Here is a 20445-nt window from a genome sequence, read left to right on the forward strand (position 1 = left end):
AGTCACCAGGCTCGCCGGTCGGGAGTGATCCACCAGGATCCTCCCAACTGGAAGACTAAGGGGCCATAGCTCAGCTGGGAGAGCGCTTGCATGGCATGCAAGAGGTCGGCGGTTCGATCCCGCCTGGCTCCACCAGCCTTCGCTCGCTTCGCGAGCTTCGGCTGGGCAAGCCCGGGAAGTCCCTCGTAGCGAAGTGAGCGAAGGCTGTCCCGCCATAGCCCGAAGGGCGGCGGCGGACTTCATCGAGGATCACCAGCGAAGCCCCGTGATGGTTCCAAGCTGCTATCCTGCCCTCCGGGGAGGAAGCAGAATGAAATACGTCTATATCCTCGAAAGTCTCAATTCCGAGCATTTCTACGTCGGCATCACCGACGACCTACGGGCCCGTTTAGCCAAGCATAACGCCGGCGAGGTGCCACACACGTCGAAATATGGGCCTTGGAGAATTCGGACCTATTTCGCCTTTGATGACGCGGCACGCGCTGTCGCGTTCGAGCGATACCTGAAATCGGGCTCGGGGCGCGCCTTCGCGAAGAAGCACTTCTGATCGCCCCCTACTCCCCGATCACCGCATTCAACCGGTCCCGCAGCGCGACGATCTCGTCCTTCATCGCGACCAGTTCCGAGACCGAGCAGTCCGACGCCGCCAGGATCGACTGCGGCACGGCGCGCGCTTTTTCCTTCAAGGCGTGGCCCTGCGGGGTCAGCGCGATCAGCACCTGACGTTCGTCCTCGCGCGAGCGCGTGCGCCTGACGAAGTGGGCGGCCTCGAGGCGCTTGAGCAGCGGCGTCAGCGTGCCCGAATCCAGGAACAGCTTTTCGCCGATGTCCTTGACCGGCACGTCGTCGCGCTCCCACAGCACAAGCATCACCAGATATTGCGGGTAGGTCAGGCCGAGCCGGTCGAGCAGCGGCTTGTAGACCCGGTTGAAGGCATGCGCGGCCGAATAGACCGCGAAGCAGATCTGGTTGTCGAGGCGCTGCGGGTCCAGCGCCGATAATTTCCGGGGCATCGAGAATCTCACGCGGTTTCCTCCATTCTGGGACCGGGCGGCCGTACATTCAATTGCGAACAATTAAATGTGAGGCATGCAAATTTCAATTGCGCGCAATCTAATTGTTTGCGATGTAGATTCCACCCCAACCCGAAGACCTGAGGAGACGAAAATGTCGGTAAACGTCCTGTACAAGACCAGCGCCAAAGCCACCGGCGGCCGCGACGGCCATGCCGCGACCCTCGACGGCGCGCTCGACGTCAAGCTCACCACGCCGAAGGAACTCGGCGGCGGAGGCGGCGCCGGCAACAATCCCGAGCAGCTGTTTGCGGCCGGCTATTCCGCCTGCTTCATCGGCGCGATGAAGTTCGTGGCCTCGCAGGGCGGCCCGAAGGTTCCGGCTGACGCCTCGGTCACCTCCACCGTCGGCATCGGCCCGCGCGCGGCCGGCGGCTTCGGTCTCGACATCGATCTGGCCGTCTCGCTGCCGGGCCTCGCCCGCGCGGAAGCCGAGGCGCTGGTCGAGAAGGCCCACCAGGTGTGCCCCTACTCCAATGCCACGCGCGGCAATGTCGACGTTCGCCTGACGGTCGTCTGATCAAACGGCGGATTGGCTGGCCCGAGATCCCCCTCGGGCCGGCCGCTTCCGCTTGATTTGCCACGTTGCGGGATGGCGCAGCGGCGGCGCATGCGGCCCTACGCAGCAAGCCATTGCTGGCGCAAAAAAACGTCGCTAGGCCTGTGATCAATGATCGACACAGGGGAAGCGAAGGCATGACTGAAGCCGTTTTGGGCGCAATGAGCGGACTGCGCGTCATCGATCTCACGCGCGTGCTTGGCGGTCCCTACTGCACCCAGATCCTCGCCGACCACGGCGCCGACGTGATCAAGGTCGAGCCGCCCGCCGGCGACGAGGTGCGCGACTGGGGCCCTCCGTTCCACGAGGAAGACGCGGCCTATTTCATCGGCATCAACCGCAACAAGCGCTCGATCGGCCTCGACCTCGCCTCCGAAGGCGGCCGCCACGTGCTGCTCAAGATGCTGGAGACGGCCGACGTCCTGATCGAGAATTTCAAGCCGGGCACGCTGGAGAAATGGGGCATCGGCAACGATGTGCTCAGCAAGAAATTCCCGCGCCTCGTGCATTGCCGGATCTGCGGCTTCGGCGCCGACGGACCGCGCGGCGGCAATCCCGGCTATGACGCCATCATCCAGGCCATGACCGGCATGATCGCGGCGACCGGTTCGCCGGAGAGCGGACCGATGCGGATCGGCGTGCCGCTGGTCGACATCACGACGGGCCTCTATGCGGCGATCGGCATCCTGATGGCGCTGTCGGAGCGGCAGCGCTCGGGCCAGGGCCAGTTCCTGGAGACGACGCTGTACGAGACCGGCCTTGCCATCATGCATCCGCACACCGCGAATTATTTCATGCACGGCAAGCCGCCATCGCTCACCGGCAACGAGCATCCCAACCTCGTGCCTTACGCGATCTTCCCGACCAGGACCGACGACATCTTCATCGGCGTCGGCAATGACGGCACCTTCCGCAAGCTCGCCAAGGAGATCGGCAAGCCCGAGCTCGGCACCGATCCGCGCTTTGCCCGCAACAAGGACCGCATCGCCAATCGCGAGGCGCTGCGGGCCGAGTTGGCCGCCGTGTTCAGCCTGCACGAGGCCGAGCCGCTGTGCAATCGTCTGCTCGCCGCCGGCCTGCCCGCAGGTCCCGTGCAGAAGATCGACCAGGCCTTGACCAACGCGCACACGATCGCCCGCGGCGATGTCATCGAGAAGGACTGGTACAAGGGCGTGGCCTCGCCGATCCGGCTCGATCGCAGCAAGCCGACCCTGCGCCGCCTGCCGCCGAAATTCAGCCAGCACTCCCAGGAGGTGCTGGGCGAGTTCGGCTACTCCAAATCCGAGATCGACGCGATGGTCGAGCAGGGCACCGTCTGCGGCCCCGAGCGCAAGCGCTAAGCGTCCTCGCCGCCTCACCCAGGCAAATGCCGCACTGCGGCGCGGGCACGCATGTGCACCGCGAACGGAGGAGGCTGCGCGCTCGGCATTCGCCTATTTGACGGCTTCCCTTTTGGCCGCGCTTGCTGCTTTCGTTTCTCCCGCTTACACAGTCATGTGAACGTCATATGGCGCTGCTAGCGCAAGCGCTTCTTTTTGACGGCCAAGGGAGGTTTACTTGATGGCTCTTCGACACTTTGGGGCGGCTGCCGCAGTTGCGATCACGATCGGCATGGGCGCTTCGCCGGCGTGGGCCGCGACCGAAATCCAGTGGTGGCACGCGATGACCGGCGCCAACAACGACGTCATCGTCAAGCTCGCCACCGACTTCAACGCCTCGCAGACCGACTACAAGGTGATCCCGACCTACAAGGGCAACTATCCCGATACGATGAACGCCGGCATCGCCGCGTTCCGCGCCGGCAACGCCCCGCACATCATGCAGGTGTTCGAAGTCGGCACCGCGACCATGATGGCCGCGACCGGCGCCGTAAAACCCGTCTACAAGCTGATGGCCGAGGCCGGCGAGAAGTTCGACCCCAAGATCTACCTGCCCGCCATCACCGGCTACTACTCGACCTCGAAGGGCGAGATGCTGTCGTTCCCGTTCAACTCGTCGTCGACCGTCATGTGGGTCAACCTCGACGAGCTCAAGAAGGCGAACGTCGAGATCCCCAAGACCTGGCCCGAAACGTTCGAGGCCGCCAAGAAGCTGAAGGCTGCGGGTCATGACACCTGCGGCTTCTCGGGCTCCTGGGTCACCTGGGTCAATCTCGAGCAGCTCTCCGCCTGGCACAACGTGCCGCTCGCCAGCAAGGCCAACGGCCTCGACGGCTTCGACACCGTGCTCGAGTTCAACGGCCCGCTCCAGGTCAAGCATCTCGAAACCCTGGTCGAGCTGCAGAAGACCAAGACCTACGACTATGCCGGCCGCACCAACACCGGCGAAGGCCGCTTCACCTCCGGCGAATGCCCGATTTACCTGACCTCGTCGGCGTTCTTCGGCAACGTCAAGGCGCAGGCCAAGTTCAACTTCACCGCCGTGCCGATGCCATACTATCCGGACGTCAAGGGCGCGCCGCAGAACTCGATCATCGGCGGCGCTTCGCTCTGGGTCATGGGCGGCAAGTCGGCCGACGAATACAAGGGTGTCGCGAAGTTCCTGACCTTCCTCTCGGACACCGATCGCCAAGTCTACATCCACAAGGCCTCGGGCTATCTGCCGATCACCAAGGCGGCCTACGCCAAGGCGAAGGAAGAAGGCTTCTACAAGGATCAGCCCTATCTCGAGACCCCGCTGATCGAGCTGACCAACAAGGAGCCGACCGACAATTCGCGCGGTCTGCGCCTCGGCAACATGGTTCAGCTGCGTGACGTCTGGTCGGAAGAGATCGAGCAGGCGCTGGCTGGCAAGAAGACCGCCAAGCAGGCGCTGGATGCTGCCGTCGAGCGCGGCAACACGATGCTGCGCCAGTTCGAAAAGACTGCCGTCAAGTGAGGCGATGAGCGGCAGGCCGCAAGCCGGCCTGCCGCTCACCTGACATCATGCAAAAGCAAGCCATTTTCCAAGCAAAACTATTGCCCTACGCGCTGGTTGCGCCGCAGCTCGCGATCGTCCTGATTTTTTTCTACTGGCCGGCCGCGCAGGCGGTGATCCAATCCTTCCTGCTCCAGGACGCCTTCGGTCTGTCGACAAGCTTCGTCTGGTTCGAGAATTATCAGGACCTGTTCAAGGACCCGGCCTATTTCGAGGCGGTTGTCCGTACGTTCGTCTTTTCGTTCGCCATCGCCGTCTCGTCGCTGTCCTTCGCGCTCTTGCTCGCCGTGATGGCGGACAAGCCGCTGCGCGGCTCAATGCTCTACCGCACGCTGCTGATCTGGCCCTATGCGGTGGCGCCGCCCGTCGTCGGCGTGCTCTGGATCTTCATGCTGCATCCCTCGCTCGGCGTGCTGTCGCGCTATCTGCGCAACCTGGGCGTCGACTGGAATCCGCTGCTCGACGGCAACCAGGCGGCTGGGCTGATCATCCTCGCCGCGGCGTGGAAGCAGATCTCCTATAATTTCCTGTTCTTCCTCGCCGGCCTGCAAGCCATCCCCCGAAGCGTGTTCGAGGCCGCCGCGATCGACGGCGCCCGTCCGATGCGGCGGTTCTGGACCGTGACCTTCCCGCTGCTGTCGCCCACGATCTTCTTCCTGCTGGTCGTCAACATCGTCTACGCCTTCTTCGACACCTTCGGCATCATCGACACCATGACCCGCGGCGGTCCCGGCACATCGACGGTCACGCTGGTCTACAAGGTCTATTCCGACGGCCTGCTCGGCGGCAATCTCGGCAGCTCGGCAGCGCAATCGGTGATCCTGATGGTCATGGTGATCGTGCTGACGGGAATCCAGTTCCGCTTCGTCGAACGCAAGGTGACCTACTGATGGTCGAAGAAGAGGGCTTTCGGCGCTACGTCGCCCACGCGATTCTCTGGATCGGGATCGCGATCGTCGCATTCCCGGTCTACATCGCGATCGTCGCCTCGACCCAGGACAACGCCCTGATCGCGAACGGGCAGATGTCGCTGCTGCCGGGCGGACACTTCTTCGAGGTCTACTACAAGACCATCTTCGTCGGCACGAGCGGCTCGACCCGCGAGCCCGTCGGCAACATGATGCTGAACTCGCTGGTGATGGCGCTGGCAATCGCGATCGGCAAGATCGCGATCTCGATCATCTCGGCCTATGCGATCGTGTATTTCCGCTTTCCGTTCCGGATGGCGATCTTCTGGATCATCTTCATCACGTTGATGCTGCCGGTCGAGGTGCGCATCTATCCGACCTACAAGATCGTCGCCGATCTGCACATGCTCGACAGCTATGCCGGCCTCGCGCTGCCGCTGATCGCGTCGGCCACCGCGACGCTGCTGTTCCGCCAGTTCTTCATGACCGTGCTGGACGAGCTGTTGGAGGCCTCGCGCATCGACGGCGCCGGCCCCTTGCGCTTCTTCTGGGATACGCTGCTGCCGCTGTCGCGCACCAACATGGCGGCGCTGTTCGTGATCCTCTTCATCCTCGGCTGGAATCAATATCTCTGGCCGCTGCTGATCACCACGCGCGACGACATGCAGACCATCCAGGTCGGCATCCGCAAGATGATCACCACCACCGATGCGCTGACCGAATGGCCGATCGTGATGGCGACCGCCGTGCTGGCCATGCTGCCGCCGGTGTTCGTCGTCGTCGCCATGCAGAAATTGTTCGTGCGCGGCCTGGTCGAGACGGAAAAGTAGAAGCGAGTTTTCATGGCTAACGTCACGCTGCGCAACGTCCGCAAGACCTATCCCGGCGGCTTCGAGGCCATCAAGGGCGTCAACGTCGATGTCGGCGACGGCCAGTTCTGCGTGCTGGTCGGTCCCTCCGGCTGCGGCAAGTCCACGCTGCTGCGCATGGTCGCAGGGCTCGAGACCGTCACCGGCGGCGAGATCGACATCGGCGGCCGCGTCGTCAACCAGATCGAGCCCGCCGATCGCGACATCGCGATGGTGTTCCAGAACTACGCGCTCTATCCGCATATGAGCGTCTTCAACAACATGGCCTACGGCCTGCGCAACCGCGGCATGAAGGAGGCCGAGGTCAAGACCCGCGTCGAGGAAGCCGCACGCGTGCTCGAGCTCGCGCCGATGCTGGAGCGCAAGCCGCGCCAGCTCTCCGGCGGCCAGCGCCAGCGCGTCGCGATGGGCCGCGCCATCGTGCGCCAGCCGAAAGTCTTTCTGTTCGACGAGCCGCTGTCGAACCTCGACGCAAAGCTGCGCATTGCAATGCGGGTCGAGATCCGCAAGTTGCAGCGCCGGCTCAACACGACGTCGATCTACGTCACCCACGACCAGCTCGAGGCGATGACGCTCGCCGATATTCTCGTGGTGATGAATGGCGGCCAGGTCGAGCAGGTCGGCAATCCGCTCGCGATCTACGAGAAGCCGGCGACGACCTTCGTCGCCTCCTTCATCGGGGCACCGCCGATGAACCTGATGTCGACGCGCGCCGATGAGATCAAATCGCAGCTCGACGGCAGCGCGACCGAGGCCGGCATCCTCGGCATCCGCCCTGAAGACTTCGTGATCACCGACCAGACCCCGGCCGGCGGTGTCGCATTGCCGCTGACGGTGGAAGCGATCGAGCGCGTCGGCGCGGAAACCTTCGTCTACGGCACGCGGGCCCAGGACGACCAGCGCGTCGCCGCCACCCCCGGCGAGTTGCCGCCCGGCGAGGTCATCGTCCGCATTCCCGGAACCGAGGCCCCCGCCATCGGTGAGAGGATCCGCGTCGCGGCGGTACGGCCGAAACTGCACCTTTTCAGCGGTGACGGACGGACCCGGATCGAAGCCTGACCGGTTCCGAGGGCCGCCCGATCAAAAACCAGAAAAACAACCCCATGCACAGTAGCCGGGGTTTGTTTTCATTGGAGAAATCGCTCCGCCAATTCGTCATGCCCGGGCTTGTCCGAGCATTTAAGTTCCCGGTGCCGAATCGGGCGCATCTGCGCGGCCGCAGGCGGGGTCAGGCGCGAAATCGGCCAATCCACAGGCCCCCGCTACGTCCTTGAACCGACACGGGGTTATGACCATATTGCTGACCAAGGGGCGCCGCTTCCGGGCCCTGAAATGCCAAAGTCGCTTCGAGAGGACTTTGTAAACTATGTCTCGTGTTCCAACGCTTTCCAGTCCGTTCCTTTTGGGCTTCGACGAGATCGAGCGCGTGCTTGATCGCGTCGTCAAAGGCGCCGACGGCTACCCTCCCTACAATATCGAGAGGTGCGACCGGTCGGACGGCCAGCCCGAGCGGCTGCGGATCACGCTGGCGGTCGCCGGATTCACCCGCGACCAACTCGATGTAACCATTGAGGAAAACCAGCTCGTGATTCGCGGGCGGCAGCAGGACGACAAGACCCGGCAATACATCCATCGCGGCATCGCCGCGCGCCACTTCCAGCGCACCTTCGTGCTGGCGGAGGGGATGCTCGTGCTGGGAGCGGATCTGAAGAACGGGCTGCTGTCGGTCGATCTTGCCCGGCCTGAACCGGAGAGGATCGTTAAGACAATCGCTATCAATGAGCACGAATAATGGAACGAGTAGCGGACTCGACCGCTTAGTTTCTGTGAAGGAGTCGAGACCATGAGTGAAGGTCACGTTGCGTTCGAATACGAAGCCAAGAACGTCTCGCCCGAGACGCTGGCAACCCTCGGCGAAGGTCATATCGCCTATGTGAAGCAGATCCGCTCCGAGGATGTGCCGGGCCTGTTTCCCGAGGCGCCGAAAATCGCGCCGGGCCTCAAGCTCTTCGCGCTCCACGCCGCCGACGGCACGCCAATCATGCTGACCGACAGCCGCGAAGCCGCGGTCGCCAACGCCTGGAGCAACGAGCTGCAAGCCGTGAGCGTGCACTGACGCACGCTTAGCGCGACATCTGCGAATTCAAATGCGCGGGCATGCCTCAAGGCGGCCCGCGCATTTTTTATGGGCCATCTGGCGAAGCGTCGACGTTCCGGCCTAGCATCGGGCTCAACGTCGAAGCGGGTGCTCTGAGAAGAGAATCAAGAATGACGTCGGACGGTCCAAGTGCGGTGCTCTCATCCGATGAGATCGAGGCGATTGCGCGCGATGCCATTGCGGAAGCTCAGGCGGGAAGAACACAGGCCGCGTTGCACAAGCTGATGCCGCTGCGAAAAGCGCAGCCCCGGCAGCCCGAAGCCGCCATGGCATTGCTGCGGATTGTCCATGATCGATGCTTGCAAAGAGAAGCCGCGATAGACGTTCTGTCAGAGGTCGCACAATCTCACGATCAGGACTTCTGGTTTCTCTCGACTGTAGGGCTCTGCCTTGAAGCAGCGCGCGACATTGACGATCTCAATGCACCGCCGCCCGATATTGCATTGTTCCGTTTGGTCGTCGAAAAACTGAGCGGGTTGGCCAAGGTCCACGAGGGGCAACCCGAACAGGAACCGATTCTCGAAGGTCTGGCCACTGCGGCGCGAATGCTGTCGCGCCAGCAAGATGCGATTGCCGAGAGCAGCTATCGGAAACTCACCGAACTCAATCCGCAAAACAGCACCCACCATTACAATCTGGGTCTTTTCTACAAGACACGCGGCAGATTCGCGGATGGCGCGACCGCAAACCAGATCGCAGCCAGCCTCGCGGACGAAGTCACCGAGAGTTACGAGTGGAATCTTGGTATCTGCGCCACCGGCGCAAAGAATGCCTCTCTGGCACTGGATGTCTGGAGGCGCATGGGGCTTGCGATCGAGATCGGGCGCTTTGGCTTGCCCGAATGCTCATTGTCTCAATGCAAGGTCAAGCTGGCGGAGCGGCCCCTGGCGGAGCGCACGGCCGATCAGGACGATCCGGGCGCGGAGGAAACCATCTGGATCGAACGGTTGAGCCCGTGCCACGGCATCGTCCGCAGTGTGCTCTACCAGAAGCTCGGCGTGGACTATGGCGACGTCATCCTGATCGACGGCGCGCCGATTACACATCACACGTATGGTGAGGTGCAGGTCCCGGTTTTTCCACATTTGGCGACGCTGGAGCGGCGGAACTATCAGCTATTCGACTTCGCCGGCACACAGGATTCGGCACGGCAACTGGCGGACTTGACCGCAGAGCTGGATGAGGACGCCGTCGTCTATTCGCATTCCGAGAGCTTCGTGATGATATGCGCGAATTGCTGGCGCGACCCCGATCTCGATCACGACCGTCACGAGGGATTAGAAAAGCACGTCGTCACGGGGCGAATTGCCGCTCCCGCGGGAATGGCCCCCGCACGACTGCTGGGGTTGATCGACAAGGCTATCGAGAAGCAGGGACGGCGCTGCCAACTCTATGCGCCAGATCTTTGCAAGGCGGCAGGGCTGGTGGCGCGTGAGGCGATCGACCGACGTCGGTTCGCTTTGCTGACGGGCAACTAGCGCATGATCCGTCGCCCGCGCTCCCGCCATTTTTCTTCGCCGACCAGACAGGACACCCGGGGCTCTTTCTCGGCGGTTCGGACGATCCTCCCCTCCGGCGTGAGGCCCGCAACTTCGAGAACAAGCTTGGTCCGGATCGCTTCCTGGAATTTTTCGCGATCCTTGATTGTCATGATGAAGGCACCCGGCCCTCCGATCACGCAGTCCTCGTAATAGAGATCGAGATTCTCGATATCGGTCGTCAAATAGGACGGCTCCTTCACCATGATCGGCAGACCGTTGATGATGATGCCTTTCTCAACGGCAGCGTCGCGCGCGCCGGTGACGGGGGCTCCGTCGTTGTTCGGCCCATCGCCGGAAATGTCGATGACGCGCCGCGACCCGCGATAAGGATTCTCTTCGAACAGCTGCACTGCGAAATTGATCGCGCCGGAAATCGAGGTGCTCGAACCTCGGCGAATCGGCGTTTTCATGATCTCGGCGGCCACGGCGTCCGCCGATTCCGGGCCGTCGATCACGCGCCACGGAATGATGATCCTGTCGTCGCCCGACATCGACCACTCGAAATAGGTCAGAGCCACCTTGCTGGCCGGACGGGCCCTTAGCGCCTGAAGAAAGTCTTTCGAGACGATGGCCTGTGCATAGCCCTCGCGCTGAATGGCGAGTTCGTCCAGATCCATCGAATAGGAGACGTCGACGGCGATAACGAGCTCGACATTGACGGACAGTGCGCTGTGCCTGGCGTCGGCTATCCCTGATTTCGGGCTCGGCGCGGCAATGCTGGCAACGTCACCTCCGACGATCGCCCCCGCAACAAGCACCGCCCCGACCGAGACACACCAGCGCATGGCGGCCCTCCCGTCCGTTCAAAAGCATGGTGACACCCAAAACGCGCATCGAAAAGCGGAAACATGCCTTTGCCTGCCCGGACACGGATGAGAGTTCCAGGCCCGCGCGAATGTCCGCGTCAGCGCGTCTCGCGGATATCTTCGAAGCGATGGGCGCCGCAATAAGATGCGCCTCAGCCGCCTGAACGCTCCGCCAGCCGCGCGCGGATGTCCGGCTTCAAGACCTTGCCGACCTTGGAGCGCGGCAGATCGTCCCAGACTTCGATCTGCTTCGGTGTCTTGACGCTGCCGATCCGCTGCTTGACGAAGGCCGCCAGCGCCCTCGCATCGACGCTTTGGCCGGCGCGGGGCTGCACAACGGCAACGATCCGCTCACCCCATTTCTCGTCCGCCAGCCCGATCACGGCGCAATCCTGCACCGCCTCATGCGCCCGCAGCGCGTTCTCGACCTCGATCGAGTAGACGTTGAACCCGCCGGTGATGATCATGTCCCTGGCGCGATCGACGATATAGAGGTAGCCGTCGTCGTCGATGTAGCCGATGTCGCCGGTGTGGTGCCAGCCATGCGCGGAGGCTTCCGCCGTAGCCTCGGGATTTTTGTAATAGCCTTCCATCACCAGCGAACCGCGGACCACGATCTCGCCGCGGGCGCCGGTCGGCAGCAAATTGCCGTCGCCATCCATGATACCGGCCTGCACCAGCGGGCTGATCCGCCCGGCCGAGGCGAGACGCTCCATCGCGATCGTGCCGTCGGCATTGTAATGCTCGCTAGGTGCCATCATCGAGATCATCATCGGCGCTTCGGTCTGACCGAACAACTGCGCCATCGGCCCGATACGCTGGAGCGCTTCCGCAAGCCGCGCGGCCGAGATCGGCGCCGCGCCGTACCAGAAACATTGCAGAGACCCGAGCCTCGCGGAGTCGAGCTTCGGATGATCGAGCAGCATGTAGATCACGGTCGGCGGCAGGAAGGTGTGCGTGACGCGATAGCGCTCGATCAGATCGAGAAATTCTGCGATGTCGGGGTGATGCATGATCACGATGCGGCCGCCGAGCGCCATGATCGGGAAACACAGCACGCCGGCCGCGTGGGTCAGCGGCGCAAGCGCGAGGTAGATCGGACGGCCCTTGAAGGGATAGCCCATCAGCGTCAGTGCCGTCATCGCCTCGATGTTGCGGCCCGACAGCATCACCCCCTTCGGCTTGCCGGTGGTGCCGCCGGTGCCCGGGATCATCGCGACATCGTCGATCGTCTCGCGTTGATAGTGGTCGTCTGCAAGGCCGGCGAGCCAGCTGTCGAACGAGGGCGCGAAGGACAACTCAGCATCGAGGCAGACGACGGCGCGCAGCTTTGGCAGCTCTGCACGCACCGCCTCGACCATCGGCGCGAAGCTTGAATGAAACAACAGCAGACTGCAGTCGAATTGCTCGAGGATGAGCCGATTTTCGGCCGCCTCGTTACGCGGATTGATCGGACACCAGACCGAGCCCGCGCGGGAAATGCCGAACACGCAGGCAAACGCGACCGGATCGTTGCCGGAAAGGATTGCGACCTTCTCGCCGGCAGCAATGCCCGATCGCGCGAGCCCGCGCGCGACGCGGTAGCTCAGCCGCTGCACCTCGCGATAGCTGAGGTCGCGTCCATCCATGGTGAGGCACGGCGCGTCGGCGCCGAGCGAGGCACCTTTGTCCAGGTAATCGATGAAGCGCATGATCAACACCCGAAGCAGAGCGGGTGACGCGGAGGACCGCGCCACCCGCGATTGACTCAATCGTGCACGGTCAGAACAGGCTTGCTGACGAGCCCGAAGCTGCGCAATTGCCCGAGCAGCTCGTGATGGCCGAACGCCTGGCAGCCGGAGGCGAAGCCTACGCGCTTGGGCGGCTGCTGCAACAGATGGGCCGCAGCATAGGCCTGCAACATGCCGGTCTGCTTGTAGTTGCTGTTGCCGTTGATGACGCAGTGCGCGCGCCCCAACGGGCCGGAGGCATGTACCGAATCCATCGACTTGTTGACGCGCGGGTTCTCGCGCGGCGGCATGGTGTTCATCACACCGGCGGCGGTCTGCGCCAATGCGGCGTAGCGGTCGTCGGGATTCATATCCTTGGTCGCCTCCAGCGCGGCCGCGACGATCTGCGGCACGCCCAGCATCAGCGCGCGATTGAACACGCCGCCCAGCACCTTCACGTTGGCCACGCGCGGATCGCGCTTGAACCACACCGGGTGCGAGGTGCCTCCCCAGGGCAGCGCCAGCGCCAGCTCGTGCTGACCGGGGATGGCGAGGTTGTAGAGGCCGGCATCGGGCTGATGCTCGACGTACTTGTTCTGCTCCAGGTAGTAGGCCTTGGCCATCGCGGCGTTGACCAGGATGGTCTGCGTCGATGCGATGGTCGGGCTGCCACCCCAGAACACGGCAATGTCCAGCGTGTCGAGGCCGGGCGTCTCCAGGCACAGCTGCGCGGCGATCTCGCCGGTGGTGTACATCTGCGCGATGCCTGGCGCCAACAGAAGCCCGGCATTGGCGAACTTCGTGCCCCACTCCTGCTCGAGCGTGATCAGCCAGTCCTGCTCACCGGTGGTGTCGGTGTAATGACACTTGGAAGCGAGGCAAGCCTGCACCACTTCGCCGCCGAACTTGGCGAAGGGACCCACGGTGTTGAGCACCACCGAGGCGTCCTTGAACAATTCAGTCAGCGCAGCCACGGTGTGCGGCACCTTAACCACCTCGTAGTCGGCGGTCTCGATGCCCGCTACATTCGACTTCATCGCGGCGTTGAGCTTCTCATTGCTGCGGCCGGCGGCGATGAAGGGGATGTTGTATTCGCGCAAGTATTCGCAGACCAGCCGGCCAGTATAGCCGGAAGCGCCATAGACGATGACGGGCTTCTTCTCGCTCATTGCGTTCCTCCGAAATGCTTGTTGTCGGCTTTGTTGTTACATGCCCATGCCGCCATCGACCGGCAGTCCGATGCCGGTGATGAAGCGCGCCTCGTTCGAGCACAGGAACACCGCGGCATCGCCGATGTCCGTGACCTCGGCGAGACGGCCGAGCGGGGTTTGCTCCACCACCGAGCCGACTGCGGCGTTGACGTCGGCCGCGAGCCCGACCTTGACGATGTCGTTGGCGAGCTGCATGCCCATGTCGGTCGGGATCAGGCCCGGATAGATGCAGTTTACGCGCACGCCGAAACCGAGCTTGCCGGCTTCCATCGCTCCGACCCGCGTCATGCGGTCAACCGCGGATTTGGTGCCCGAATAGACCGCGATGCTCGGGAAGGCGATCGTTGCCGCAACCGAGGCGATGTTGACGACGGCGCCGCCCTTGCCGGCCGGCCCGCCCGGGCGCATGGCACGGAAGGCGTGCTTCATGCCGAGCACGGTGCCAACGATATTGACGTCGCACATCCGCCGCGCGTCCTCGGCCTTGACCTCGGAGATCAGCGACGTGATCTCGATGCCGGCATTGTTGATCAGAATGTCGTAGCCGCCGAGGGTTGCGACGGTGTTGGCAACCGCCCGCTCCCATTGAGCGTCGTCGGTGACGTCGAGCTGGACGAAGCCCGTAGCGACGTCTTCCTTCGCGATAGCGGCTGCGCTGGCGCGGCCGGTCTCTTCCAGGATGTCGGCGATCATGATCGAGGCGCCGGCTCGCGCCAAGGCTTGCGCGATGGCCGCGCCGATTCCTCGGGCACCGCCGGTGACGAGGGCTTTCCTGCCTGCAAGGCTCTTCCCACTCATGACGCACTCCTCCGTTGCTGGTGATCGATTCGTGCTGCGCCAATCGGCGCGCACCAGGTCGATGGGCGCAGGCCTTTTGGGCTGCACCCAGCGAAGCGTTCCTCCATGGTCGGACGTCTTGACGACTGTCCAAATTCTTGGTGCGAACCTCCGCCAAAATCTTGACACTTGTCAAGAACGAATTTGACAGTTGTCAAAGGAAGTGGTTGTGAGGGGATGGAGCATTCCGCGGTCGACGCGGTATAAGTCCTTGAAAGAACGGGACTGAGGAAGGAACGAGATGGCGCGGCAGGTGACGGGAGCGGCCCGGCGTGTGGCTGATGCGGCCGAGGTGCTGCGCGACGAGAAGTTCAACGCGCGGCGCGTCGAGCTTGCCGAGGCCGCGCTCGAAACGCTTGGAGAGCTCGGCTTCGCACGCACCAGCCTGCGCGAAATCGCGCAGAACTCGGCGTTCACGCACGGCGTGTTCCACTATTATTTCAGCGACAAGCTCGACCTGATCTGCTGCTGCGTCCGCCACTACAAGGCGAAGTGCGTGACGCGATATGACGATGTCGTCGCGACAGCAACGAGCCGCGACGAATTGACGGAGGGTTTCCTCGCCAAGCTCGCGGCAACGCTGCAGAACGAAGCCCGTATGCACCGCCTTTGGTACGACCTGCGCTCGCAGGCGATGTTCGAGGCGGCGTTTCGCAAGGATGTACTCGAGATCGACAAGAGCCTGGAAGCGATGATCTGGCGCATCGCCTCCCGCTATGCCGAGCTCGGCGGCAAGCGGCCGGCGTCGTCGCCCGCCGCGCTCTATGCGCTGTTCGACGGTCTATTCCAAAGTGCGCTGCTTAAGCACCTCGCGGGTGACAAGACGGCGATTCCCGAACTGCTCGACGAAGTCCGGCGCCTGCTGCCGACGGTCTGCTGACGCACACGAGCGGCGCCGGCGAAGGCTCTGCAGCGCACCGCTCTCGACGATGCTTCGCATCGCGAGGGAAGCGCTGCGCTGCGTCCGGGGGGACTAGAGCGGAGATGCACGCTCTTTCGAGACGCATCACTTCAAAAAGCCAAGTCCTTCGCGCGCCGTGTCCACGGCCCATTGGTCGCCCGGCGGCAGCGCGAGCACGCTATTGAAATCGGCGCGCGCCTTCGCGGCGTCGGACAGCTTCATGTAGAGGATGCCGCGATTGACGAGCGCGATCTGATTGCCGGGATCGAGCCGGATCGCCTCGTTGTAGTCGGCGAGCGCGCGGGCGTGCTCTCCGATGCCGCGCAGCGTGCTGGCGCGATTGCTGTAGGCCATCGAATTTCCCGGCTGCAGCCGGATGCCTTCGTCGAAATCCGCAATGGCGCGACGATCATCGCCCTTCTTGCGCCAGGCGGTTGCACGAACCAAGTAGGCCTTCTCGAAGGAAGGCATGATCCTCGTGACGTCATCGAGCTCGCGGATGGCGTTGTCGGTGTCGTCCTTTTTCAGGAGAACGATGGCCCGGCAATAATGACCGCCAGCACTCCCGGGCTCCAGACGGACGGCGGTGTTGCAGTCGTCGAGAGCCTCGTCGATCTCGCCCTTGTTGAAATGGACGGTGCTTCGCAGCTCGTAGGGCCATGCGGCGGCGGGATTGCGCCGCATCGCCTCGTTGTAATCAGCGACGGCATGATCGGAGTCGCGCTTCGCCGCATACGCTTCCCCTCTCTTGATAAGAGCAAAGTAGGCTTGCTTGGGATTGCGTTCGATCGCCTCGGTAAACGCGCCGATCGCCAGATCGAAGTCGCGATTGTTGAAATATTCGAGGGCACGGGAGGTGTAAGACGGTCCGTAGCCGGGATCGAGGCGAATGGCCTCGTTGTAATCGGCCAACGCGCGATCCCGTTCGCCCCTCGCCGAATAGGCGCGGCCGCGGCAGTTATAGGCCCGCCCGAAATTCGGATCGATTCGTATCGCGGCGCTGCAATCCTCGAAGGCGCGATCCCTGTCCCGGTTGAGGTACCAGGCTTCGCCACGCAGCTCGTAAGCAACCGCGTTGGTCGGATCAGCCGCGATGATCTCGGTCTTTTCGGCGATGACGCGGTCGTTGGACGTATCGTCGGCATGGACGGCAACCGTCACGGCAATGGTGACCGAGCAAAACAGACCGAAAATCCGGCCGATCGAACCGCAATTCATGGCTAAAAGAGCTCCTGCACCGAAGCCGCGCCGGGACGCGCAACCGGGCGACGGTCGAATCCGGTGGAGAAACATCACAGCGCCCGGCTGCGAAAATAAGTCGCAGACGACGGGGCTTCGGTTCGAACGTGAGGGCGGCCTCTGCGGTCTCACCAGGCGTAGCGAAGGACGCCCTTGCCGGCGTAGCTGCGCGTGACGTGCCGCTGCCGGGTGCTCTAAGGCAGCACGACCTCGATCGGCGCCTGGTCGTTCAGCCCGATGGGCGCGGCGGGATTGGGCGGAGTGGCGCCGCAGATCGGGTTGCCGCCGGCCCCAAGCGAACAGGCGCCTGCGTCGCGCGGAATGATCGCGAGCCGGCCGTCGACATAGGTGATGTCGTAGTTCGCGGATGTCAGCCCCGAGGCGGCGATGCCGTAGATCCCGGGATTTCGCGTGCCCTGGGCCGAACCGCCGTAGACGAGCGTGCCGGACAGCGCGGACAGCCCCTCCCCGTTCACGAAGCCGGAATAGATCGCACTGCCGCCGGAGAACGGGACGCCGTCGTAATTTTCGTGACGCCGTTGACTGCAATGGTGAGCGGCGCCTTGTTGATGGTGAGTGAACCGTCGACATAGGTGATCACATAATTGGCCGAGGAGAGGCCCGACGCCGTCAGGCTGTAGCGGCCGGCATTCACCGCGCCCTGCGCCGTGCCGCCATAAAGAAGCGTGCCCGACAGCACGGATGCAGTCTCGCCATTCATGAAGCCGGAATAAGCGACGCTGCCGCCGGAGAAGGCGAGGCCGTCATAGGTCTTGGACGCGTTGGCGCTGATGGTGAGCGGCGCCCTGTCGATGGTGAGGTCGACCGCGACCGAGCCGACATAGACCGCGCCGCCCGAGCCGGTCGCGTTGATAACGTCGGGGCCGCTGAGATTGGAGCTGCCCGCGCCCAATGCGGTAGTGACTGCGCTGCCCCAGCCGAGCGTGACGCGATTGGCGTTCACGCCGGTCATCGTCAATCCGCCGAGCGAGGCCAGCGTGCCATAGGTGGTGCTGGCCGAGCCCGCGACGTTGACATAGGCATCGTAGACGGTGTCGCCGAACGCGCGCAGCACCGGCATGCCGTTGTTGGCGCCGCTGACGGACTTGCCCCAGACGGCGGCAAAGTCATAGCCATTGTTGATAAAGGTGAAGGGATCGCGCAGCTGGGCCGTGGTGAGCATGCCGCCATCACAGATGCCGCCGCCGAAAGATGCGCCACAGGCGGCGCTCTGCCCCGATGTCTCCCTGTTCGCATAGCTTTGGACGACGTCGCCGCCATCCCAATTCATCCCCACGATCGCGCCGACATTGCTGGTTCCCGACACGGTGCCCGCGAAGTAGCTTCGGCTCACATGGCTTTCCTGATTCACCCCCACCAGCCCGCCGACCTCGGAATTTCCTGAAACCGCTCCCGTGGCGTAGGAATCGAGCACCGAAACGGCTTCATTGCTGTGCCCGACCAGCCCGCCAATCGAACGCGTTCCGGACACATTGCCGGTCGCGTAAGACTGGCTTACCACGGCGCCGTACCAGCTGCCTCCCACCAGCCCGCCGACCGAATCGACACCGGACACGTTGCCGGTGGCGTAAGATCGCTCCACCCGACTGTACTGTTGGAACCCCACCAGTCCGCCGGCAGATGTGCCTGTGCCGCCAATTGCGCCGGTGCCCGAAACATTACCGGTGGCGTGACTGTCGGTGACGAGACCGATGTTGCTGTATCCCAACAAGCCACCGACATTGATGCCGCCGGATACGGTACCCGTGGCATAAGAGTGGCTCACCGTACCGATGGCATAATCCCCGGGGCCCGGTCCCATCCACGTGCCGATATTGTACGCGATCAGCCCGCCAGCGCCGTCCCAGCTAGCGGAAACGTTGCCGGTCGCATACGAGTTGGAGACGAACGAGGCGACGACGCGCCCTCCCAGCCCGCCGGCGGCGCCATAGCCCGCAACCGTGCCGGTGGCATATGAGTTGCTGATCGTAGTGATATAGGCGTCGCCGACCAGCCCGCCGACCATGGCGCCGCTGCCGGTCACATTGCCGGTGTTGTAAACGTTGCTGATGGTGTTGTAAGCGACGCTGCTCGTGCCGCCGTAGACCCAGAGGCCGCTCGACCCCACCAGCCCGCCGACGGCATTGTTGCCCGTCACGCTGCCGCCTTCCAATCCGACATTGCGGATGGTCCCGCCATCGATTTAGCCGAACAGGCCGATGTTATCGCTGGACGGCCGGTTGATGGTCAGGTTGCTGATGCGGTGACCGAGCCCGTCGAAAATGCCGGAAAAATATTTGCTGATATCGCCGATGCCGCCGATCGGTGTGAAGCCGGCGCCACCATTCCAACCCGCCGTCGCGCTGGCATCGATGTTCGCGCCCAACACATAGTTGCCGGACCGGTTGATGTTGATGTTCTGCAGGGCATCCACATCGGTGATCACTGCATAGGTGATGGCGGCGTCAGTTCCTTTCTGGGTCTGGAACAGGCTGCCCGCCGCCAGGTTGACCGGCGCGTTGATGGTGTAGCCACCGGTGGCCGTGGTCTGTGCGTATTGCAGGACCAGGCCGTCACTGCTCGTCGTGCCGGTCGACGTCAGCGGCGCATTGATGACGATGTTGTTGTCGGCCCGCAGCGTCAGGATATGCGAGCCCCAGGTGACGGCGGAGTTGACCGTGACGTTGCCTTCATCGGTGCCGCTGCCCGACGTCGTCACCGTCACGTCGCCGCTCGCAAGCGCCGTCTGCAAGACGCCAGCGTAGTTCGCGTCGATGGTGATGTTGACGGGATCGATCAGCCAATGCCCGCCGAGCGTATCGACCTTCAGATCGGCAGCGAGATTGACCTTGGCGGCGGAGGTTTCGACCGAGCGCGCCCGCAGCGTGCCGCCGGCATTGACCTCGCCGTGCTTGGCATCGCCGAGCAGCAGGATGCGGCCGTTTTTGCTGCCGATGCTCGCGGCCTGCACCACGCCGGTGTTGTTGACGACGCCCTTCATGGCGTCGCTCGCGCCCTTGGCGGTGAGGATGGCGAGCCCACCATCGGCGCGGATCAATCCCTTGTTCTCGACCAGGGTCTTGACGGTAGAGGCCTTGACCTCGACCGAGAGCAGGCCGTCGCCGTTGAAGTCGAGCAGCACGTCGGTGCCCGCGGCGAGCGCCGTGCTGCCGGTGATGGTGCCGGAATTGCTGACGCTCGGCGAGATCAGCGCCACCACCTTGCCGGAGATGCTGCCCTCGTTGGTGATCGCGCCGCCGCTGCCGGTGAAGTTGTAGCGACCGGCCAGAAAATCAGCGTTGCTGATGCCGAGCGTCGAGGCGACGAAGCCGCCGGTCTGCACGCTGCCGGTCTTGCCGATGGCGATGCCGTTCGGATTGATCAGGAACACTTGTCCATTGGCGCTGAGGCTGCCGAGGATTCTTGACGGGTCCTGGCCGACGACGCGGTTCAGCGCGACCGAGGATGCGCCGGGCTGGTTGAAGGTCACGGAGCTGCCGGCGCCGATCGAAAAACTCTGCCAGTTGGCGATCATCCGGTCGCTCGACTGGTTGATCGTCATGGCGTTGCCGGACTGACTGATCGTGGCCTGTCCCGACACGACCTGGCCGCCGGTCGGCAACGTCTGCGCCAGCGCCGGCGGCGTCAGCATCGTGGTCGCGGACAGCGCGATTGCGAGTCGCATCCGCGGCAGGGTCGATGTCATCGCGTGCCCCCT

Annotated in this window: 20 protein-coding genes and 1 tRNA gene; 12 read left to right on the top strand and 9 right to left on the bottom strand. The window is 63.5% G+C overall.

Going from position 1 to position 20445, the window contains the following annotated elements; translation table 11 throughout:
• Nucleotides 1–59: 59 nt before the first annotated feature.
• Nucleotides 60–135: transfer RNA gene (locus tag J4G43_RS00530), tRNA-Ala, on the top strand.
• 175 nt (nucleotides 136–310) lie between these two features.
• Nucleotides 311–547 carry a GIY-YIG nuclease family protein gene (locus J4G43_RS00535; RefSeq protein WP_161495934.1) on the top strand — a complete coding sequence of 79 codons (237 nt, stop codon included), beginning with the start codon at nucleotides 311–313 and terminating at the stop codon, nucleotides 545–547.
• A gap of 7 nt (nucleotides 548–554) precedes the next feature.
• On the opposite strand, the gene J4G43_RS00540 is transcribed toward J4G43_RS00535, so the two are convergent.
• Entirely contained in the window at nucleotides 555–1013 is a 459-nt protein-coding gene (locus J4G43_RS00540) for a MarR family winged helix-turn-helix transcriptional regulator (RefSeq protein WP_208083750.1), read from the bottom strand.
• A 154-nt stretch (nucleotides 1014–1167) separates the two neighbouring features.
• Between J4G43_RS00540 and J4G43_RS00545 the strand changes: the two genes are divergently transcribed.
• The 9 genes from J4G43_RS00545 to J4G43_RS00585 all read left to right on the top strand — a co-directional run bounded on the left by J4G43_RS00545 (nucleotide 1168) and on the right by J4G43_RS00585 (nucleotide 9961).
• A complete protein-coding gene (locus J4G43_RS00545; protein WP_208083751.1) occupies nucleotides 1168–1593 on the top strand; it encodes an organic hydroperoxide resistance protein in 426 nt (141 codons plus the stop codon).
• Between the two features lie 176 nt (nucleotides 1594–1769).
• On the top strand, nucleotides 1770–2972 hold the full coding sequence (locus J4G43_RS00550) for a CaiB/BaiF CoA transferase family protein (RefSeq protein WP_208083752.1): 1203 nt from the start codon (nucleotides 1770–1772) through the stop codon (nucleotides 2970–2972).
• Between the two features lie 220 nt (nucleotides 2973–3192).
• A complete protein-coding gene (gene ugpB / locus J4G43_RS00555) occupies nucleotides 3193–4509 on the top strand; it encodes a sn-glycerol-3-phosphate ABC transporter substrate-binding protein UgpB (protein WP_208083753.1) in 1317 nt (438 codons plus the stop codon).
• A gap of 47 nt (nucleotides 4510–4556) precedes the next feature.
• Nucleotides 4557–5438 carry a sn-glycerol-3-phosphate ABC transporter permease UgpA gene (gene ugpA / locus J4G43_RS00560; RefSeq protein ID WP_063980179.1) on the top strand — a complete coding sequence of 294 codons (882 nt, stop codon included), beginning with the start codon at nucleotides 4557–4559 and terminating at the stop codon, nucleotides 5436–5438.
• Nucleotides 5438–6286: a sn-glycerol-3-phosphate ABC transporter permease UgpE gene (gene ugpE, locus J4G43_RS00565; protein ID WP_208083754.1), complete on the top strand. Its 849-nt coding sequence runs from the start codon at nucleotides 5438–5440 to the stop codon at nucleotides 6284–6286. Before ugpA ends, ugpE begins: the two co-directional genes overlap by 1 nt.
• A 12-nt stretch (nucleotides 6287–6298) precedes the next feature.
• On the top strand, nucleotides 6299–7384 hold the full coding sequence (locus J4G43_RS00570) for a sn-glycerol-3-phosphate import ATP-binding protein UgpC (RefSeq protein ID WP_208083755.1): 1086 nt from the start codon (nucleotides 6299–6301) through the stop codon (nucleotides 7382–7384).
• A gap of 307 nt (nucleotides 7385–7691) precedes the next feature.
• Nucleotides 7692–8117: an Hsp20 family protein gene (locus J4G43_RS00575; RefSeq protein WP_014438749.1), complete on the top strand. Its 426-nt coding sequence runs from the start codon at nucleotides 7692–7694 to the stop codon at nucleotides 8115–8117.
• A 51-nt stretch (nucleotides 8118–8168) separates the two neighbouring features.
• Nucleotides 8169–8441, top strand: a complete 273-nt coding sequence (locus tag J4G43_RS00580; RefSeq protein ID WP_011083553.1) for a BQ00720 family protein — start codon at nucleotides 8169–8171, stop codon at nucleotides 8439–8441.
• Between the two features lie 152 nt (nucleotides 8442–8593).
• A complete protein-coding gene (locus tag J4G43_RS00585; RefSeq protein WP_208083756.1) occupies nucleotides 8594–9961 on the top strand; it encodes a tetratricopeptide repeat protein in 1368 nt (455 codons plus the stop codon).
• Here J4G43_RS00585 and J4G43_RS00590 read toward each other — a convergent pair.
• From J4G43_RS00590 to J4G43_RS00605, 4 genes are all read right to left on the bottom strand, one after another.
• Entirely contained in the window at nucleotides 9958–10809 is an 852-nt protein-coding gene (locus tag J4G43_RS00590; protein WP_071908888.1) for a DUF1194 domain-containing protein, read from the bottom strand. The two genes, J4G43_RS00585 and J4G43_RS00590, sit on opposite strands and share 4 nt — an antisense overlap.
• A gap of 173 nt (nucleotides 10810–10982) precedes the next feature.
• Complete coding sequence (locus tag J4G43_RS00595) at nucleotides 10983–12521, bottom strand: AMP-binding protein (protein ID WP_208083757.1); 1539 nt, start codon at nucleotides 12519–12521, stop codon at nucleotides 10983–10985.
• 56 nt (nucleotides 12522–12577) lie between these two features.
• Entirely contained in the window at nucleotides 12578–13708 is a 1131-nt protein-coding gene (locus J4G43_RS00600) for a DUF5938 domain-containing protein (protein ID WP_208083758.1), read from the bottom strand.
• A gap of 36 nt (nucleotides 13709–13744) precedes the next feature.
• Nucleotides 13745–14548, bottom strand: coding sequence for an SDR family NAD(P)-dependent oxidoreductase (locus tag J4G43_RS00605; RefSeq protein WP_166347320.1), 804 nt, complete (start codon nucleotides 14546–14548; stop codon nucleotides 13745–13747).
• A 280-nt stretch (nucleotides 14549–14828) separates the two neighbouring features.
• Here J4G43_RS00605 and J4G43_RS00610 point away from each other — a divergent pair, with 280 nt between their 5' ends.
• Entirely contained in the window at nucleotides 14829–15467 is a 639-nt protein-coding gene (locus tag J4G43_RS00610; protein ID WP_085405011.1) for a TetR/AcrR family transcriptional regulator, read from the top strand.
• Between the two features lie 126 nt (nucleotides 15468–15593).
• Here J4G43_RS00610 and J4G43_RS00615 read toward each other — a convergent pair whose 3' ends face one another.
• From J4G43_RS00615 to J4G43_RS00630, 4 genes are all read right to left on the bottom strand, one after another.
• Nucleotides 15594–16706 (bottom strand): tetratricopeptide repeat protein, encoded by a 1113-nt coding sequence (locus J4G43_RS00615; protein ID WP_208083759.1) that lies wholly within the window; start codon nucleotides 16704–16706, stop codon nucleotides 15594–15596.
• Nucleotides 16707–16921: 215 nt separating this feature from the next.
• Nucleotides 16922–17203, bottom strand: a complete 282-nt coding sequence (locus J4G43_RS00620; protein ID WP_208083760.1) for an MBG domain-containing protein — start codon at nucleotides 17201–17203, stop codon at nucleotides 16922–16924.
• A complete protein-coding gene (locus J4G43_RS00625; RefSeq protein ID WP_208083761.1) occupies nucleotides 17200–18885 on the bottom strand; it encodes a GLUG motif-containing protein in 1686 nt (561 codons plus the stop codon). The genes J4G43_RS00620 and J4G43_RS00625 overlap by 4 nt, the downstream gene beginning before the upstream one ends.
• Nucleotides 18886–18930: 45 nt before the next feature.
• On the bottom strand, nucleotides 18931–20433 hold the full coding sequence (locus J4G43_RS00630; RefSeq protein ID WP_208083762.1) for a two-partner secretion domain-containing protein: 1503 nt from the start codon (nucleotides 20431–20433) through the stop codon (nucleotides 18931–18933).
• Nucleotides 20434–20445 lie beyond the last annotated feature (12 nt).

Origin of the sequence: Bradyrhizobium barranii subsp. barranii, assembly GCF_017565645.3 — a bacterium.
In the GTDB taxonomy this organism is placed as follows: Bacteria; Pseudomonadota; Alphaproteobacteria; order Rhizobiales; family Xanthobacteraceae; genus Bradyrhizobium; species Bradyrhizobium barranii.